Annotated in this window: 15 protein-coding genes; 13 read left to right on the forward strand and 2 right to left on the reverse strand. The window is 38.7% G+C overall.

The window, feature by feature from the left end:
- The first annotated feature begins 219 nt into the window (after positions 1-219).
- The 3 genes from pgi to ubiA all read left to right on the forward strand — a co-directional run bounded on the left by pgi (position 220) and on the right by ubiA (position 3,682).
- Entirely contained in the window at positions 220-1,866 is a 1,647-nt protein-coding gene (pgi, locus tag AC4IFO_RS16330) for a glucose-6-phosphate isomerase (RefSeq protein WP_490735934.1), read from the forward strand.
- Between the two features lie 308 nt (positions 1,867-2,174).
- Entirely contained in the window at positions 2,175-2,678 is a 504-nt protein-coding gene (gene ubiC, locus AC4IFO_RS16335; protein WP_490735936.1) for a chorismate lyase, read from the forward strand.
- 149 nt (positions 2,679-2,827) lie between these two features.
- Positions 2,828-3,682: a 4-hydroxybenzoate octaprenyltransferase gene (gene ubiA / locus AC4IFO_RS16340; protein ID WP_490735938.1), complete on the forward strand. Its 855-nt coding sequence runs from the start codon at positions 2,828-2,830 to the stop codon at positions 3,680-3,682.
- 87 nt (positions 3,683-3,769) lie between these two features.
- On the opposite strand, the gene plsB is transcribed toward ubiA, so the two are convergent.
- Positions 3,770-6,271 carry a glycerol-3-phosphate 1-O-acyltransferase PlsB gene (gene plsB / locus AC4IFO_RS16345; RefSeq protein ID WP_490735940.1) on the reverse strand — a complete coding sequence of 834 codons (2,502 nt, stop codon included), beginning with the start codon at positions 6,269-6,271 and terminating at the stop codon, positions 3,770-3,772.
- 126 nt (positions 6,272-6,397) lie between these two features.
- Here plsB and AC4IFO_RS16350 point away from each other — a divergent pair, with 126 nt between their 5' ends.
- Entirely contained in the window at positions 6,398-6,772 is a 375-nt protein-coding gene (locus AC4IFO_RS16350) for a diacylglycerol kinase (protein ID WP_490735942.1), read from the forward strand.
- Between the two features lie 136 nt (positions 6,773-6,908).
- Positions 6,909-7,526, forward strand: coding sequence for a transcriptional repressor LexA (lexA, locus tag AC4IFO_RS16355; RefSeq protein WP_490735944.1), 618 nt, complete (start codon positions 6,909-6,911; stop codon positions 7,524-7,526).
- Positions 7,527-7,711: 185 nt separating this feature from the next.
- Here the strand turns inward: lexA and zur are convergent, their stop codons facing one another.
- Positions 7,712-8,227, reverse strand: a complete 516-nt coding sequence (gene zur / locus AC4IFO_RS16360) for a zinc uptake transcriptional repressor Zur (protein ID WP_490735946.1) — start codon at positions 8,225-8,227, stop codon at positions 7,712-7,714.
- Between the two features lie 1,100 nt (positions 8,228-9,327).
- Here zur and AC4IFO_RS16365 point away from each other — a divergent pair.
- From AC4IFO_RS16365 to AC4IFO_RS16400, 8 genes are all read left to right on the forward strand, one after another.
- Positions 9,328-9,879: a fimbrial protein gene (locus AC4IFO_RS16365; protein WP_490735948.1), complete on the forward strand. Its 552-nt coding sequence runs from the start codon at positions 9,328-9,330 to the stop codon at positions 9,877-9,879.
- Between the two features lie 77 nt (positions 9,880-9,956).
- A complete protein-coding gene (locus tag AC4IFO_RS16370) occupies positions 9,957-10,697 on the forward strand; it encodes a fimbrial biogenesis chaperone (RefSeq protein ID WP_490735950.1) in 741 nt (246 codons plus the stop codon).
- The gene (locus AC4IFO_RS16375) at positions 10,672-11,244 is read left to right on the forward strand and encodes a fimbrial protein (RefSeq protein WP_490735952.1); all 573 of its coding nucleotides are present in this window, start codon (positions 10,672-10,674) and stop codon (positions 11,242-11,244) included. Before AC4IFO_RS16370 ends, AC4IFO_RS16375 begins: the two co-directional genes overlap by 26 nt.
- Positions 11,245-11,259: 15 nt before the next feature.
- Entirely contained in the window at positions 11,260-11,823 is a 564-nt protein-coding gene (locus AC4IFO_RS16380) for a fimbrial protein (RefSeq protein ID WP_490735954.1), read from the forward strand.
- Positions 11,824-11,833: 10 nt separating this feature from the next.
- Entirely contained in the window at positions 11,834-12,553 is a 720-nt protein-coding gene (locus AC4IFO_RS16385; protein WP_490735956.1) for a fimbrial biogenesis chaperone, read from the forward strand.
- A gap of 114 nt (positions 12,554-12,667) precedes the next feature.
- Positions 12,668-15,223 (forward strand): fimbria/pilus outer membrane usher protein, encoded by a 2,556-nt coding sequence (locus AC4IFO_RS16390; RefSeq protein WP_490735957.1) that lies wholly within the window; start codon positions 12,668-12,670, stop codon positions 15,221-15,223.
- A gap of 82 nt (positions 15,224-15,305) precedes the next feature.
- Positions 15,306-16,538 carry a hypothetical protein gene (locus AC4IFO_RS16395; RefSeq protein ID WP_490735959.1) on the forward strand — a complete coding sequence of 411 codons (1,233 nt, stop codon included), beginning with the start codon at positions 15,306-15,308 and terminating at the stop codon, positions 16,536-16,538.
- A 37-nt stretch (positions 16,539-16,575) separates the two neighbouring features.
- Complete coding sequence (locus AC4IFO_RS16400; protein WP_490735960.1) at positions 16,576-17,352, forward strand: fimbrial biogenesis chaperone; 777 nt, start codon at positions 16,576-16,578, stop codon at positions 17,350-17,352.
- Positions 17,353-17,391: the final 39 nt, after the last annotated feature.

Consider the following 17,391-nt stretch of genomic DNA (forward strand, 5'->3'; position numbering starts at 1 on the left):
GAATCAACGACTTTTATCGATTTATCGGTCTATCTGCACCCGTCGCCATTTTTCAATTAAATGGCATTGAAAGTGCGTATTTCAATAAAAGGGATAATTAAGTCTGGAAAAGTGCGGCAGAATTGGGGAATATCAATATAACGCAGAAAACCGATAAGTCCTGTTTCCTTGACGGGTTACAATCTATTTCTATTAAAAATTGTTTGGAGAGTGTTATCCATGAGAAGTATTAATCCAAGCCAAACGGCTGCATGGCGCGCGCTAGAGCAACATTTTGCGCAAATGAAAGATGTGCATATGCGTGATTTGTTCGAGCAAGATAAAGACCGCTTTACTAAATTTTCGGCAACGTTCGATGGTCAAATCTTAGTGGATTTCTCCAAAAACAGAATAACGCAAGAAACCTTAGACAATTTATTGGCACTGGCAAAAGAAACTGAGCTAGAAAATGCCATTAGTAGTATGTTCAACGGTGAGAAAATTAACCGTACGGAAGACCGTGCGGTGCTGCACACGGCATTACGTAATCGCGATAATACGCCTGTTTATGTGGATGGCAAAGATGTCATGCCAGACGTCAATGCGGTGCTAGAAAAAATGAAACAGTTTAGCCAACGCATTATCAGCGGTGAGTGGAAAGGCTTTACGGGTAAGGCGATTACTGATGTGGTGAATATCGGGATTGGCGGTTCTGACCTTGGCCCATTCATGGTGACTGAAGCATTACGCCCTTATAAAAACCACCTGAATATGCATTTTGTTTCTAACGTGGATGGCACTCAAATTGCAGAAACGTTGAAAAAACTGAATCCAGAAACCACATTGTTCCTGATTGCGTCCAAAACCTTCACCACGCAAGAGACCATGACCAACGCACATTCAGCCCGTGATTGGTTCTTAGCATCCGCAAAAGATGAAAGCCAAGTGGCTAAGCACTTTGTGGCGTTGTCCACCAATGGTGAAGAAGTCGCTAAGTTTGGTATTGATACCAACAATATGTTTGAGTTCTGGGATTGGGTTGGTGGTCGCTATTCATTATGGTCAGCGATTGGTTTATCCATCATTTTATCTGTTGGCTTTGATAATTTCGTTCAATTATTGAACGGCGCCCATGCAATGGATAAGCATTTCACCCAAACCCCACTGGAGAAAAACATCCCAGTATTGTTAGGGTTGATTGGCATTTGGTACAACAATTTTTTTGAATCGGAAACTGAAGCGATTCTGCCATACGATCAATACATGCACCGCTTTGCGGCATACTTCCAACAAGGCAATATGGAATCTAACGGTAAGTACATTGGTCGTGATGGAAAAGCCGTTTCTTACCAAACAGGCCCAATTATTTGGGGTGAGCCTGGGACAAACGGGCAACATGCGTTTTATCAATTAATCCACCAAGGGACAAAAATGATCCCTTGTGACTTTATTGCGCCAGCCGTCACACATAACCCGCTGGGTGATCACCACGAGAAACTGCTTTCGAACTTTTTTGCGCAAACAGAAGCGTTAGCATTTGGGAAAACGCGTGAAGTAGTGGACGCTGAATTTGCAGCACAAGGTAAATCCGTGGCGGATATGGAATATGTTGCGCCGTATAAAGTGTTTGAAGGTAACCGCCCAACTAACTCGATTTTACTCAAAGAAATCACGCCATATTCATTAGGTGCATTAATCGCGATGTATGAGCACAAAATCTTTACCCAAGGGGCGATTTTGAACATCTTCACGTTTGACCAGTGGGGCGTAGAATTAGGCAAACAGTTAGCGAGCCGCATCCTGCCTGAATTAGAAAACAGTGAAAAAGTCAGCAGCCATGACAGCTCAACCAATGGTTTGATTAACAGCTATAAAGCCTGGCGTTAATTATCCATTGAAATAACGTCGAAAATTAAGCGGGAAGTCGTGTAAGCAACTTCCCGTTTTCTTTTCATTAAAATCATAAAATTGGTTTGATATAAGCCTAATTGTTAATATGTTAATGAATTTTATTATTGTTCACAACTTGTTATTAATTGGAAAATTTTTCACTGTTTTTTTACAATTTGTGTTGAATTTGTGACTTTTTATATAAATTGTTAGCTAACTTTAACCTTGTAGCAAAACAACGTGATATCCTATTTGGCAAGAAATATAGAAATCATAACCATGTTATTCATGGTGGAATTTACGTAATGGATGAAACGCTATTTACCTCGCAGCCAATCGAATGGATTGCGCAGGATGATGAAAGAGTTCCCGCTAACACACTCGATTGGTTACTCGAACTTGGCTCCATGACAAAACGTTTTGAACAACACAGCCAGCAAGTTACCGTCATACCGTATTTAGAACGCTATGTGTCGCAAGCATTGCTAAGTGCGGAAGAAGTACAAAATTTACCAGTAAGTCACCGTTATTGGGTACGCGAAGTGGTTATGTACGGGGATGGTATTCCATGGTTGCTAGGCCGGACGGTCATTCCTGAAGAAACATTGACTGATGATGACCAACAATTGGTGGATATTGGTCGCATTCCCTTGGGACGCTATTTATTTAGTCGAGATAATCTAACGCGTGACTATATCCATATTGGTTGTTGCGCAGAACGTTGGGTTCGCCGCTCTCGATTAAGGTTGTCTGATAAGCCATTGTTGTTAACCGAAATATTTTTACCTGAATCACCTGCATATCGTTAACTGTCCAAGTTATTTCAAACTGTAGATTTTGGCAAAACGCGATACAAACATACAAAAATCCGCGATTTACCATACTGAGTAGTGTGAACACCTACCTATTTTGAAGTATGATGGAATGAGAAAAGGAGCACGACAAAGTGGAGGGAAGTATGACGCTGAGTAAATGGCATGCATACAGCCGTTTAATGCGTATTGATAGACCCATTGGTTCACTGTTGTTACTGTGGCCGACGTATTGGGCACTATGGATAGCCGCTCAAAGCACGCCAAATTTACATATTTTGATCGTGTTTACTGCGGGGGTATTCTTTATGCGTGCCGCGGGTTGCGTGATCAATGATTTTGCTGATCGCCATTTTGATGGTCATGTAGAGCGAACTAAGCATCGCCCATTACCCAGTGGTGATGTCACTGAAAAAGAAGCAAAAATTTTATTTGCTAGTCTAGTCGGTGTGTCTTTCTTGTTAGTATTAACACTGAATTCAATGACGATTTGGTTATCCATTGCGGGGCTTGCCTTAGCGTGGATTTATCCTTTTGTTAAAAGGGTCAGCCACTTACCTCAGGTTGTACTGGGTGCGGCGTTTGGTTGGTCGATACCGATGTCCTTCTCGGCAGTCGGTGAATCGCTACCGTTGGTATGTTGGGTTTTATTCATCGTGAATATCATTTGGTCTGTCATTTACGATACTCAGTATGCGATGGTTGACCGAGACGATGACTTAAAAATTGGCGTGAAATCAACGGCGATTTTATTTGGCCAGTATGACAAACTGATTATTGGATTACTGCAATTGCTGATGGTTGGCTTGCTGGTGGCCGTGGGTTTATTGGCAGGTTTAGGAATAATTTATTATCTTTCGCTGGCGCTGGTTGCGGGGTTATTTGTTTATCAGCAACAGTTGATGGTGAATCGCGAACGTGCCCCTTGCTTTAAGGCTTTCATGAATAATAACTTCGTTGGCTTGATTTTGTTTATTGGCATCATGGTGAGTTATTTTTAACGTGTGAATTGATGTTCAATGGCCCAACAAAAAAGGTAATGTTTTTCAACATTACCTTTTTGCTTTTTATTGGCTTACAAAACCGGATTAGTCTTTTTCTGGCTCTGTGGTTTGAGCTGATTCATCAGGTATTGTGACTTTTTTCTCTTCTGAAAGCTCATCGCTTTGGCTAACACTTTCAATGGTTAAACGAATTTCTGGTGACATTAACCGCGCAAGAACCGCATACAGTTTTTGGGCGTTAGTGGTGAAGATATCGTTTTCATTGTTATCGATATAGCCTTCTTCCCTAAGTGTATCAACAAGCGTTGAAAATACCGCTTTATCAAAGAACTCAGGGGCGTTAATGCCGTGCAGTACAGAAAGGCGCTGCGCAAGGATGCGGCTTTCTTTTTCCAACGTATTACGGCTGATTTCAGGGCTGGCATTAAGTAATGACAGCGTGATAGCGTAGCGTTGTAGTGTTTCACGGACTCCAGCAGCTAAGAGCTGTAATGGACGAATACGGCGCGGGTTCAGTACCACCATTTCGTCGTCTCTTAAGCAGATAAGCTTCTGATTATTCAGCTCATCAATCAGAGTATCAACCGTTTCACGTAACTGTTCGTCGTTATAACGCATAAACAGTTCAGCTTTTAAGAACGGATAGATTTGGCTGACTTGTTGGTGAATATCTTGGCGACTGATGCGCTCATGGTGCAATACAATACTGGTAATTAATGACGGCAATACCAGTAAGTGATGGATATTGTTACGGTAGTAGGTCATTAAAACGGCATTTTCACGAGGAAGAATAATAATATCCCCCATGCTGTCTTTTTCGACTTCGAATTTATCCATTTGCAAAGCATGTTCGAGCAGCTGTTCCGCGGTTTTATTTGGCGTTGTTGCATCAGCCGTGTATGGCGCATTGCGCAATAATTGCAGATAGCATTCCACTTGCTCAATGAGCTGCTCACGGGTTAATGAACGCTGACGTGAAGCTAGCAAAGCGGTGGCACACAAGTTGATGGCATTAGCAGCAGCAGCGTTATTGATATTCACCATGATGTTATCTGCTAACGAGCTGACCGTTGGGTTTAACCAAGACGGACGTTGTGGCTCAATGGGGTCAATCGAATCACGCCAATCAGGTACACGCTGATTAAGATAATGAGAAAGAGAAATTGGCTGACCAAAGTTCACATACCCTTGACCTAAGTTACGCAGTTTGCGCAAGCCGCGGATCATTGAAAATAAGCCTTCTTTCTCTTTTTCTGCACCACGCAGCTCTTTTGCATAGGTACCCACTTCCATCACGTGTTCGTAGCCAATATAAATAGGCACGATAGTGATAGGGCGTGAGTCACCGCGAAGCATGGCTTGCAATGTCATCGACAGCGTTCCGGTTTTTGGCTGCAATAAACGGCCTGTTCGGGAACGTCCACCTTCAACGAAATACTCAATAGAATAGCCGCGAGCAAACAGCTCGCTTAAGTATTCACGGAAAACCGTGGAATAGAGTTTATTTCCTTTAAAGGTTCGGCGGATAAAGAATGCGCCAAGACGGCGGAAAATCGGGCCGGCAGGCCAGAAGTTTAAGTTGATCCCAGCGGCGATGTGCGGGGGAACTAAGCCTTGATGGTAAAGGACATAGGAAAGCAGTAAGTAGTCCATGTGGCTTCGGTGGGAAGGCACATACACAATTTCATGACCATCTTGCGCTAATTGGCGAACACGCTCAGCATGTTGCACGTTAATGCCTTGATAGAGGCGATTCCATGTCCAGCTCAGTACGCGGTCTGTTAAACGCACTGCTTCATAGGAGAAATTAGCGGCAATTTCTTCCATCATATTCACCGCATTTTGCTGCGCTTTCTTCAATGGAATTTTTTTACTGCGTGCTTCGTCTTCGACGGCTTTTTCAATCGCTTTTGATGTCAAAAGCTTATTGAACAGTTCATAGCGTGCTGGCAGTTTCGGGCCGACCGCCGCAAGGCGTTGGCGCGAATAGTGAATACGGGCGACACGTGCTAATTTATTGGCAATAATGGTGTCTGTGCCGTGGTCCTGTGCCATTTTCCCAATCGAAACAGGTGGCGATAGGCGAACAAAACTATCGCGACCTAACCATAGGATAGCGAAGAATTTTTGCACCCCATTTAATAGCTTGAGTGGGGGAGCAGGGGTATGCCCTTCACGACCAGGGGATCGCCCAAACATGACCGATGCAGGTAGCATTTGAATATCCAGATTTGGATTATTTTTGTGCAAATCTAAATATGCATGGAATGTTTTGACGGAATCTTTACGCGGATCCGGTGAATAATAGCGAAATACGCGCGGGCCATCATCGATAAACACATAGGCAGGAAGCTTGGTGCCATTGATGTCGTTATCAACCAAAGGGTCAGGCAAACCGATAGCCAAGCATTGATGCCGTAGCGTTAGGAGGTCGGACTTAGAATGATAAGGCAATACATACAGCGTTGGCCTGTTAGTATCAAGCTGCAATTCTGTAATTGGGTCCGATGGAATTAGTTTACTTTTTACCAATAATTTAAGTGGTAAATTCAACGTGTTGTAATATATTTTACGCCATAGTGACATAAATGATTATAGCCTCTTGTTAACAATGCCGGGCAATCATACCAGAAATCCACTGGCAGATCTGTTACTGACAATTCACTTTGACCGTAAAAATCGATTATTGTTTGTATTTTTTAAGGAATAAATATGGCAAGTCAAACTAAGGGCTTTACCCGTGTGATTAAAGCAGCGGGATACTCCCTTAAAGGGCTAAAAGCAGCGTGGGTAAATGAAGCGGCATTTCGTCAGGAATCTGTGGCTGCGGTGATTGCGATTATTATCGCCTTTTGCTTAGATATCAGCTATGTGGATAGAATATTGTTAATAAGCTCCGTCGTGCTGGTGGCTATCGTAGAGCTACTCAATAGTGCAATAGAAGCCGTTGTTGACCGTATTGGTAGTGAATATCATGAACTTTCAGGGCGCGCTAAAGATATTGGCTCTGCCGCTGTGTTTGTCAGTATTGGCTTAGCACTGTTTATTTGGGCATTGGTATTATGGCAACGTTATTTTGCGGGGTAGCGACGAAAAGCCATTGAAATTTGGGAAAAGAAAGTAAATCGATAACAAATACTAAATTCAGTGATTTAACTGTTTCAAATCTTCATTTACCTGTATATACTCACAGTCTGACTGTATAAACAAACAGGGGAACGGGATGAAAGCACTGACGGCTCGACAACAGCAGGTTTACGATCTGGTGCGTGACCACATTTCGCAAACAGGTATGCCTCCTACACGTGCTGAAATAGCAGCAAGCCTTGGTTTTCGTTCGCCTAATGCGGCAGAAGAACATTTAAAAGCCTTGGCACGCAAGGGTGTAATTGAAATTGTTTCTGGGGCATCACGGGGTATCCGCCTACTTCTTGAAGAAGAACCTGATGATCAAGGGCTACCTTTGATTGGGCGTGTTGCCGCTGGCGAACCTTTATTAGCACAAGAACATATTGAAAGTCACTACCAAGTTGATCCAGAACTCTTCAAACCTCACGCAGATTTTCTCTTACGTGTGAATGGTATGTCGATGAAAGATATCGGTATTATGGATGGTGATTTATTAGCAGTACATAAAACACAAAATGCACATAATGGCCAAGTTATTGTGGCGCGTATTGATGATGAAGTTACAGTTAAACGTTTTAAACAGCAAGGTAACCGTGTCGAATTAATCGCCGAAAATCCAGAGTTTGCTCCGATTATTGTCGATTTACGTGAACAAAGCTTCACTATTGAAGGCTTGGCTGTTGGCGTGATCCGTAATAGCGATTGGTATTGATTCTTAGATTATCAGGTAGGTAGCGGTGTGCTGCTTGTTTGATTTTTCCATGATTGCTGGCAGATTTCAAATTGATGTATAGAGATCTGCCTGCTTTACTTCCTTTCTTTTATATCCTTTCTTTATATTACTTTTCGTATTCTTTTCTTATATAAGTAACATCATGGATTCTACAACCTCATTTATTACTTTCTCTTGGTAATGACAGGGTGTTCATGGTCATGGCCACAATGCGCGTGATCTTGGCAGCTATCAATTTCATCACAGTTTTTACATAGACCATGGTTCTCAACCACAGTATGGCGTAAACGGAATTGGTTGGTTTCTGCCAAACTAATGATAGCTGCTTCTATTGTCGCACAATCACTTTCAGTTACGCTCCCGCAATTATCGCAAATCAACATCACTGAAATATGGCTGGGATTATCAAAGTGATGGCAAACGACGTAGCTGTTGGTTGACTCTATTTTATGAATAAAGCCTTGTTCCATTAAAAACTCTAACCCGCGGTAAACGGTTGGGGGCTTTGCTTGCGGTTCAACTTCGCGTAGCAAGTCTAATAAATCATAAGCACTGATTGCGCCATGTTGTTGCGCGATAAGGCGTAACACAGTTTCTCTTTGTGGAGTCAATCTAACGCCTCTTGATTGGCAAATGCGCTCTGCCATCACAAGTATTTTCTCTTCACTCATTTTTTTCATTTTACTGACCCCAGCTTCGAAAAACGCAAAAATTTACTGCTCATAAGTTTATCATATTTTTGATATTGAAAGCGCATTGGCTTTCAGGGGGCAGGAAATAACTAAGTAAATATGTTATCTATATAATTTTTATTTAAAAGTAAACATAAGCAAACGATTATCTGAAAATGGACTTGGTTGAAACGAGTACAGCAGATGAATTACATAAATTTAACTGAAACAAAAATGATTATTTGCTTTAACAAAACAAATACAAAGTATGCGTTTTTTGTTTGTTATTTAACGTAAATTTCAATTAAGACTTATCTTATGAGGATTGTTCAGTATGAGATAATAATCTGGTTTTAAGCTAACTCGATGGGGGTAATGTAACCATTATTCATTCAGTTGGATTAATATATATAAAATTTACCATTTTTCGATATTAAATAAAATGATGCTCATTTACACAACCTTTTACAACTTGAAATAATTATAAGTAGCTGGATTTCGATTTATATAAATTAACCTAAGTAACACTCTCAAACATATCATAAAACTTATAATAAAGAATTTAAATCTATATTGGCTTTTAGTTATAGGTTTATTGGCTATTGCTGCATCTTTAAATGCGTTATTTTGACAATAAATATTGTTGTCTTAGAATTGTTCTCAGAAAGCAGGAGAGTGTTTGAAAACTTAGCCAAGTATTTTTAGTTGTTTGAAATAGGAATGGTTGAGTCAGAAATGAGTAACTAAATGCTATGTGGTTTATACATAGACCCGTGATTTTAGCATAGGAAGTAATAAGAATTAATCGAACTCTCTAATGTTTTAAATTTTTGTCCATCTTTACTATTTCTATATTGATTCTGGTCTCTCAAATTTGGCGATATAGAAATAGCTCTTTTTTAAAGCCAGTTCTACTGACTTGGTTTTAACAAAGGGGATTAAAAGGATTTTTAATGCTCTTAATGTTGGCTTGAATAAAGTTAACAGCAACTTCGCCAAGCTCATAAAAATGACTTTAGTACTGTAAATGGATGTTGTGAGTTTGGCTTTTAATAAAAAATGTGTCTTTCACTACTTACATGACGACATAAATACAGAGGTATTTACATATGTTATTCAACAAAAAATTAGCAGTTTTAGCAGTATTAGCAGGTTCTATGGTCGCTGGTTCTGCATTAGCAGCAGACGGTAAAAAAGGTGCAGAAGTTACTTTTAAAGCACAATTACGTGCTGCATCTTGTGACGTTACCTCTACTACTAAAGGCTCTGTAATTGACTGGGGTGTATTCACAGTTGACCAAACTACAGGCAAAAAAGTCAACGATATGTTAGGTGATGCGAAAGATTTTAGCTTGGTTCTGACTAACTGTTCTAAAGATGGTTCAGACACAACTATGAACGTTTACGCACAAGGTCAAGAAGCAACTGGTTTCCCTGAGTTATTTGCTAACAAAGATGCTAAATCTTTAGCAGTTAAACTGGAATCAGGTGCTGTTAAACTTCTGCCTAACCAAGATGCAGAAGTAACTTTAGCTGAAGCAGTTAAAAAAGACGGTGGTGCATCTATCCCTGTTAAAGCTTCTTTATTGTTAACTAAAGCTGATGGCGTTGCTCCAGACATCTTAAGTGTTCCAGTAACATTTACTGTTTCTTATAACTAATTTCAATTAGTTAATTTGAATAGAAGAGGCTTTATTCATAAAGCCTCTTAATATCTTGCTTATGTGTGGATGAGATAATGCAAACAATAGAATATAAGAACATTTTTTTTAATAAATTAATAAGTGCGAAGTGGTATTTTTTAATTCTACTGTTTTCATTAACTTCAAATGTAGCTTATTCTGCTGGAGTAGGGCTAAATGCTACGCGTATAGTTTTCTTGCAAGGTAGTGAAAGTACTTCCGTTGGTGCTAGAAATAATACAGATATTAATTATCTGGCTAAATTTATTGTATCTAAATCACCTGAAGGTTTAAAAGGGGATGCACCATTTACGGTTTCTCCGCCATTAGTTAAAATTGATAGTGGTAAATCTCAGGACATTCGGATTTATTCTCAAACTAATAATCTACCAAAAGATAGAGAATCTGTATTTTATTTTAATGCAGTGATGATCCCAGCAACTAATGGCCCATTAGAAAGCACAGCCCTTAATATTGGTTATAATAACGTCATAAAATTATTTTACCGTCCATCTAAATTACCGTTATCACCTAAAGAGGCTCATGAAAGGTTGAGAGTGGAATCAAATTCGACTGGAATAACTGTTATTAATGATTCTCCTTATTATATTTCATTAAGTAATCTAAGTGTTAATGGCGTTAAGATTGATATGAGCATGAAAAAACGCAATACCATGATTGCACCATATGACTCATTTAATTATATAGCACCAGTAAATGGACGTAAGGGACTTGCTAAGTGGGTGGTAATTAATGATTTAGGGGGCGATGATGTATACACTGGACAAGTTAAATAATAAAAATAAACTGTTTTTTTTTCTTGCAGCTATCAATCTATTTATCTTTTCGAATAATGCAAGAGCAGTAGAATTAGAAATTATTGGTAATGTTATTAAAGGAACTTGCGAAGTTTCTGTGGATAACATGGAAGTGAAATTCAGTTCGCCAATATTTATTCCAGATGTTAAGTCTGATATTAATGATAAAACGTTTGTTAAACCATTTTCCTTAAAATATAAATGTGCTGAGTTTGATCTCTCTACTGGAACTGCTCCTTATATTATGAAGATCGCAGCGAGCTCAGGTACATCAGTAGATCAGAGTAATAAGATTTACCCAACAATAAATAACACAAAAGCAGCTTTTGTCTTAAGGAAATGTGATGACAATAAAGCGAATTGTAATATTGTTGATATTAATGGTGGGGGGCGTATTCCCTTTCAGGTTACTGCAAATAGTGACTTAGAAAGCCATTTTGAAGTGAGTATTGTTCAGCTAGGAACAAATCAAGCGATGCCTGGGGAATTAGTTGCTGCTGTTGATATTACGCTGCTTCAACCATAATAAAAGGAATATACAGTGAAATATAATAAGATATTAATTGGTTTTGCGGTTTCTTTATTAAGCTGTATATCGATTAATAGTCAAGCTGTAACTAATGGTGCTCATGAGTTTACTTTTAATTTAACAGTGCCTAAAAATACTTGTGATGTGAAAGTGGAAGGCACGTCTAATAATGTCGTTGATTTCGGTAATATACCGATTAGTAAATTTAAAAGTGATGTACCAGACGGTGAAGTGAAACTTCCATTTTCAGTAACATTATCAAACTGTAAAACAAATAATTATGATGGGGTTTACCTTACCTTAACGGGTAATTATATAGCAGATAATGATGGTTACTTAGATGAAGATACTAAAACTTTTGCGATAAGAATATCAAAAAAAGATAATGCCAAGCAAAGTGATACTGATTTTTTTACAGAAACTAATAATAAATTGATCCCGAAAATAACTGGAACTCCAGTAACTGAAACGTTTTATGCTTATGTCATGTGCAAAACTGGAGAAAGTGAGTGTGCGGATGATGTGAATGTTGGTGGTTTTAAATCAACATTAACGTTAACTCTAATTGCGGATTAAGAGAAATATCATGTTATCTCGTTTGCTAGCTATTTTGATTACTTGTTTCTTTATGGTATCTGTGAATGCTGATGGCATTTCTTTAAATCAAAGCCGTGTGATTTATTCACAGAAAGATAAAGGTCAAATAGTACAGGTTCGTAACGATACAGATTCTCCAATTCTTGTTCAAACATCTATTCTACAAGAAATTGAAGGGAATTCAGTAAGTAATTTTATTGTTACACCACCGCTTTTTAAAGTTGAGAATCGAAGTGAGTTTTCAACACGTATTGTAGCTAACGATGTAAGTAAATTGCCAAACGATAGAGAATCAATCTTTTATTTTAAGGCAAGAGCGATTCCTTCATCCAAAAAAGATGAAAAAGATAAACCAAGCTTAGTTTTTGTGACAGCATTTATTATTAAATTAATTTATCGACCTGAATCGATAAAAGAACCAAGTAATGAAGATTATGAAAATATAAGTTTGGCTAAGCATGCGGGTAAATGGCAGTTTGAGAACAAAACGCCATATTATATAACCGTGGTAGGTTTAAGTATTGATGGTAAAGTGAAAAAAGAGTCTCTGTTACTAAAACCATTCAGTAATCATATTCTTAATGAAAGTATTAATAATATATCAGATGTCAGTTGGTATTATTTAAATGATTTTGGTGTGATGACAGAGAAACAAGTTATAAATACAGGGAAGGAAGTAGTGAAAACCCCTAAGCCTAAAGTTGAGTGAATATAGGGTTTTAGCTAAGGTTTAGATACGTTAATAAAATTAAATCTAAATATATCTCCTTTAATTAAGTTAGTTAATTATCAACTAATATAAAGATAAATAAAGGCTATGGAAATGGACAACAAATTTTTTAAAATCAGCTTACTATCTTCATTGATATGCCTATCTCTATATTCTTATGGTGATGACTATTTTGATCCAAGCATGTTAGAAAGCCAATTAGGTGTAGACCCTAATCAATTAGACCTTTCGCAGTTTAGCCGTTCAAATAGCATTCCATCTGGGGAATATCGTGTAGAACTTGAGGTAAACACGAATAACCTTGGAGATAAGTCGCTATCTTTTGCACCTAATGCGAGTGGGGACGTCGTGCTTGTTATTACCCCTGCTTTGCTTGAAGAGTGGGGTGTAAATGTCAAAGCTATCCCAAATTTAAATAGATTAGAACCTAATACTAAAATCTTAAATATTGGTGACTTTATTAAAGATGCTTCCGTTATCACGGATATGTCTAAATTAAAAGTTCGTGTTGAGATCCCTCAGATAGCGATGTTACATAAAGCTCAGGGCTATATTAACCCTGAATTATTAGATAACGGCGTTTCTGCGCTATTTTTAAACTATTTTGTTAGCGGAAGCCAAACTCGAAATGATAATGATTATATAGGCAAGACGAGATCGAATAGTGTCTTTGCAACGATAGCCAGTGGTTTAAATATAGGGCCTTGGCGTTTACGTTCTAATATGTCTTATTCTCATACAGGCGGAGATGGCGGGTCGTCATCGACAACGAATTTTACTAATACCTATGTTATGAGAGCACTGCACTCTATTCGCTCTACGCTAATGGTCGGTGAGATTAATACAGGAAATGAAGTTTTTGATAGTGTGCCCATGAAAGGGGCTAAATTAGCTTCAGATGAAGAAATGTTACCTGGTGGTCAGCGTGGTTTTGCTCCTGAAATCAATGGAATAGCGCAGTCTAATGCAAAGGTTACTGTTAGGCAGAACGGCTATATTGTTTACCAAACTTATGTTTCTCCAGGGGCATTTAGTCTTAAAGACGTCTATGCGACAGGAAATGCGGGTGACTTAGATATTACAGTCACAGAAGAGAATGGTACCGAAAAAACATTTACTATCGCTTACTCTTCCTTACCTGTGATGGTACGTCCCGGCGGGTATCGTTATGAAACAAGTGTAGGCCGCTATAACGGTGGTTACACCGTTAGCTCTAAAGAATCTGATTTCTTTTTAGGCTCTTTCATCTATGGTTTGCCAACCAATAGTACGCTATATGGTGGACTATTAATGGCGAAAGATTATTTTTCTGTTGCCGCAGGACTTGGTGTTTCATTAGGAACGTTTGGGGCATTATCTGCAGATATTACTCACTCTACAGCGGATATGGGTGGAGAGCTTGGGGATAAAGCTGGGCAATCCTATCGTCTTCGCTACTCGAAAAGTATGACCTCAACAGGGACTTCTGTTGACTTAACCGCTCTAAGGTATTCTAGCCGTTCTTATTTTAGCTTTGCAGATTTTAATAACTATGACAGACGCTTAAAGGATGATGTTGCTCCTTGGTTGAACCAGCGTCAGCGGGCGAGTTTTACAACGTCCATTACTCAGTCTTTAGGTAAGTATGGCAGTGTTTTCTTGTCGGGCAGTATTTCAGACTATTGGGAAATTGACCGTGAAGTTCGCCAAGTTGCCGTCGGTTATAACGGGAATATTGATAAAATTAACTATTCTATTCGCTATAGCATCGACCGAGTTAAAGATAAGACATCTTGGCCTGAAAATAGGCAGATATCTATCAATGTCAGTGTGCCATTTAGTATTTTTTCTAACCACGAAATGGCACAGAACATGAGCAGTATGTACACGTTTACACAAGATCAAAACAATCGTGTATCTAACCAATTATCTGTTAATGGTACATTCCTTGATAATAAAGTCTCTTATGGGGTTTCTCAGGGATATGAAAATAAAGGCATTGGGAATAGTGGTTCTTTGAGTGCAGGCTACTCTGGCTCTAAAGGGGATATTTCTGGGAGCTATAATTATACCAAAAACTCGAACAATATTAACGGAAGTTTCAGTGGTGGCGTGTTAGCGCATTCTGGAGGAATTCTGCTTGGTAGGCCGATGGGAAGTAGTATGGCAATCATCGAAGCTGAGGGTGCAGCAGGAACAGAGGTTGGAAGTAAGGACATCGTCATTAATAATTCGGGTTACGCCTTATACCCTTATACCTCACCTTATAATGCAAATATTATTAATTTGGACGTCAACACATTACCAAATGATGTGATGTTAAAAGAAACCAGCAAGACGGTTTATCCTTCTGCGGGGTCGATTGTTAAAGTTAAATTTGATACTAAGTTAGGTCTTCAAGCCATCATTAATCTACAAACGCCATCAGGTTCTCCTGTTCCATTTGGTGCAGTCGCAACGTTAATTTCAGCGAATGAGACTGAGGCAAATACGGGGATTGTGGGAGACAACAATCAAGTATTTATGAGTGGGTTACCCGCGAGCGGTAAACTAAACATTAGCTGGGGTAATAATAATAGTCAGCGTTGTACGGCGACGTTTTCTGGTTTAGATGCAATTAAAGTAAACACATCTCAGCCAGTGCGTACGATATCAGCAATGTGCCAGTGATACATACCATTACAATGTGTTCATTATTATTGAGTTAACATTTTTATGTTAAGACACCTCTAATGAGCAAGCCTTTTTACAGATGGAAAAAGATATTATGGGTAAGAATAATCTTAGAAAAACATTGAAGTTAAGTACGGTCATATTTTTAGCCGGGCTATTTGCAAGTTACTCTCAGGGCATGAATATTGTTTTAGAAGGCCTATTAGATTTAGATGAACCCAAGGCACCAGGCGACCCCTATCTTATTGAAGCTAGGTTGACGGGAAGAACGACGATTACAGCCCAGACTGTATATGGCAACTTAAGTGAAAGTTGGGATCCAGCGTGGGCTCTGGTCGGGTTTAGTGATGCGACAGGGTCATACTGTAAAAAAGCAGACTCGGGTTTTGTGGTACCAATACCTAATACCACAAATAAGTATGGCTTTGAACTTCAATTTTATACACCTGATGGGAAGTTATCGAAAGATATGGAAGCATGGGTTATCCCTGCGCTTAACTATCAGGTTAATTTTATTGGTGAGGATGCCGCCTTTAAGAATTGGACTGGTCTAAAGCGTACTTATAATGGTAAGTTTTTTTCTCCGAATCCTGATTTGACTGATGGGATTAGCCCTGCATGGAATATTTGTATGCACCCATATGGAGCGATGGAAAGATCTAGCTATCCAATTCTACAGAAGCAGATCAATTTTAGCATTCAAGATAAAATTGAGTTATATACGAATAGTACGATTAGACCTGGAAACTTTAGATTAGTTAAAAATGTTTCTGTAATGACAATGGGACCAAGACGTAGTCCATTAGATGCGTATGCTTACGAAAATGTAGCGTTTACGACAAACATCAAAATCGTTAGGATTTGTAAAATTAAAAACGTGACTAAATCAACGTTTGATATTGTTATGGGGCGAACTGACCAAGAAATTCTCCAAACGAGTTTCCAATATACTTGCACTGCGGATAACAAGCCGATTTATATCTCTGGTATTGCTAGAGAAGGCCGTGTCGATCCGAACAATAATCGAAAATTATTATTTAATAAGGTTGATGGCACAGAGGTTGATACTAACAAATCACCTTGGTTATTAGCCCTCCCATATAAAGATGGTGATGATTCTACAATATCTTGTGCTGATCAAATTAACACGCGGTTAATGAAGTTTAATAATGATGATATTGAAGTTGGCAAAAACTCAACCTCTAACCAAACTGAAAAATTAAATATTAAATGGGCTGTTTGTTCGAATAATAATGTTATTCCGGGCAAATACCGTGCGCGTGTAGAGGTTGCTGTTTATACTAAAGTTTAATGATAATTTGTATTGATGAAATACTAAAAGGTTAACGATGAAATATTGGAAAGCTATTGTAGGGGGTGGGTTAACATTATTTCTATTATTAGGAGCAATGCCCTCTTGGTCTGTCGATTTTGATAGTAAAAGCTCTGATACGATTGTTTTTCCATATGAAAGAAAAACATTTATTGAAGGCGAGAAAAGTGTTTCTTTTCGTTTGCGAAACGCAACAAAGCATACACCTTTTCTCATGCAGGCGAGTGTAGAGAAGCTTGATGAAACAACAGGTGTAAATACATTAGAAAAAGAAGGCAGCTTTCCTTTTATGGTCACCCCTCCTCTTCATAAGCTGGAGCCTGGCCAACGTTATCACTGGCGGGTACTTTTTATCGGGGACGCTAAAACGATGCCAAGTGATAGGGAAACTGTGTATATCGCCAAATTTCGGGTTATTCCACCTTCAACACCAGTAACTGCTGATGATAAAAATGATCCGGAATTTGATGCTATCCAAGTCTTGCACTTTAAACTTTATTATCGTCCTAAAAGTATTGAAAAATACAGTTTTGATGATGCCGCAAAAAAATTGGTTTTTAAGACCGTAGGTAATGAATTAGTTGTTATGAATAACTCGCCAATATACCTTGCATTTGATCGTGTGAATGTTGGTGGCGTTGAGCTAGAGAGTAATGAATTGTTTAAGCCACTTAAACCATTCAGTGAACAGCGGTTTAAAATCAACGGCAAAATTAAAGGTGATAAAGTTAAATGGGCGATTTTAAATGACTTAGTATTACCAATGGAAGAACAAGAAAGCACTTTGCAATAAATTAAGTGTTAAAAGAATAATTGGTTTTAAGCATATTTA

The sequence above is a fragment of the Providencia sp. UF-224 genome, from assembly GCF_058245955.1.

What these genes read in the sequence shown, in the direction of transcription:
- pgi (WP_490735934.1), top strand. Translation starts at nt 220, where the DNA reads ATGAGAAGTATTAATCCAAGCCAAACGGCTGCATGGCGCGCGCTAGAG.
- ubiC (WP_490735936.1), top strand. Translation starts at nt 2,175, where the DNA reads ATGGATGAAACGCTATTTACCTCGCAGCCAATCGAATGGATTGCGCAG.
- ubiA (WP_490735938.1), top strand. Translation starts at nt 2,828, where the DNA reads ATGACGCTGAGTAAATGGCATGCATACAGCCGTTTAATGCGTATTGAT.
- plsB (WP_490735940.1), bottom strand. Translation starts at nt 6,271, where the DNA reads ATGTCACTATGGCGTAAAATATATTACAACACGTTGAATTTACCACTT.
- AC4IFO_RS16350 (WP_490735942.1), top strand. Translation starts at nt 6,398, where the DNA reads ATGGCAAGTCAAACTAAGGGCTTTACCCGTGTGATTAAAGCAGCGGGA.
- lexA (WP_490735944.1), top strand. Translation starts at nt 6,909, where the DNA reads ATGAAAGCACTGACGGCTCGACAACAGCAGGTTTACGATCTGGTGCGT.
- zur (WP_490735946.1), bottom strand. Translation starts at nt 8,227, where the DNA reads ATGAAAAAAATGAGTGAAGAGAAAATACTTGTGATGGCAGAGCGCATT.
- AC4IFO_RS16365 (WP_490735948.1), top strand. Translation starts at nt 9,328, where the DNA reads ATGTTATTCAACAAAAAATTAGCAGTTTTAGCAGTATTAGCAGGTTCT.
- AC4IFO_RS16370 (WP_490735950.1), top strand. Translation starts at nt 9,957, where the DNA reads ATGCAAACAATAGAATATAAGAACATTTTTTTTAATAAATTAATAAGT.
- AC4IFO_RS16375 (WP_490735952.1), top strand. Translation starts at nt 10,672, where the DNA reads ATGTATACACTGGACAAGTTAAATAATAAAAATAAACTGTTTTTTTTT.
- AC4IFO_RS16385 (WP_490735956.1), top strand. Translation starts at nt 11,834, where the DNA reads ATGTTATCTCGTTTGCTAGCTATTTTGATTACTTGTTTCTTTATGGTA.
- AC4IFO_RS16390 (WP_490735957.1), top strand. Translation starts at nt 12,668, where the DNA reads ATGGACAACAAATTTTTTAAAATCAGCTTACTATCTTCATTGATATGC.
- AC4IFO_RS16395 (WP_490735959.1), top strand. Translation starts at nt 15,306, where the DNA reads ATGGAAAAAGATATTATGGGTAAGAATAATCTTAGAAAAACATTGAAG.
- AC4IFO_RS16400 (WP_490735960.1), top strand. Translation starts at nt 16,576, where the DNA reads ATGAAATATTGGAAAGCTATTGTAGGGGGTGGGTTAACATTATTTCTA.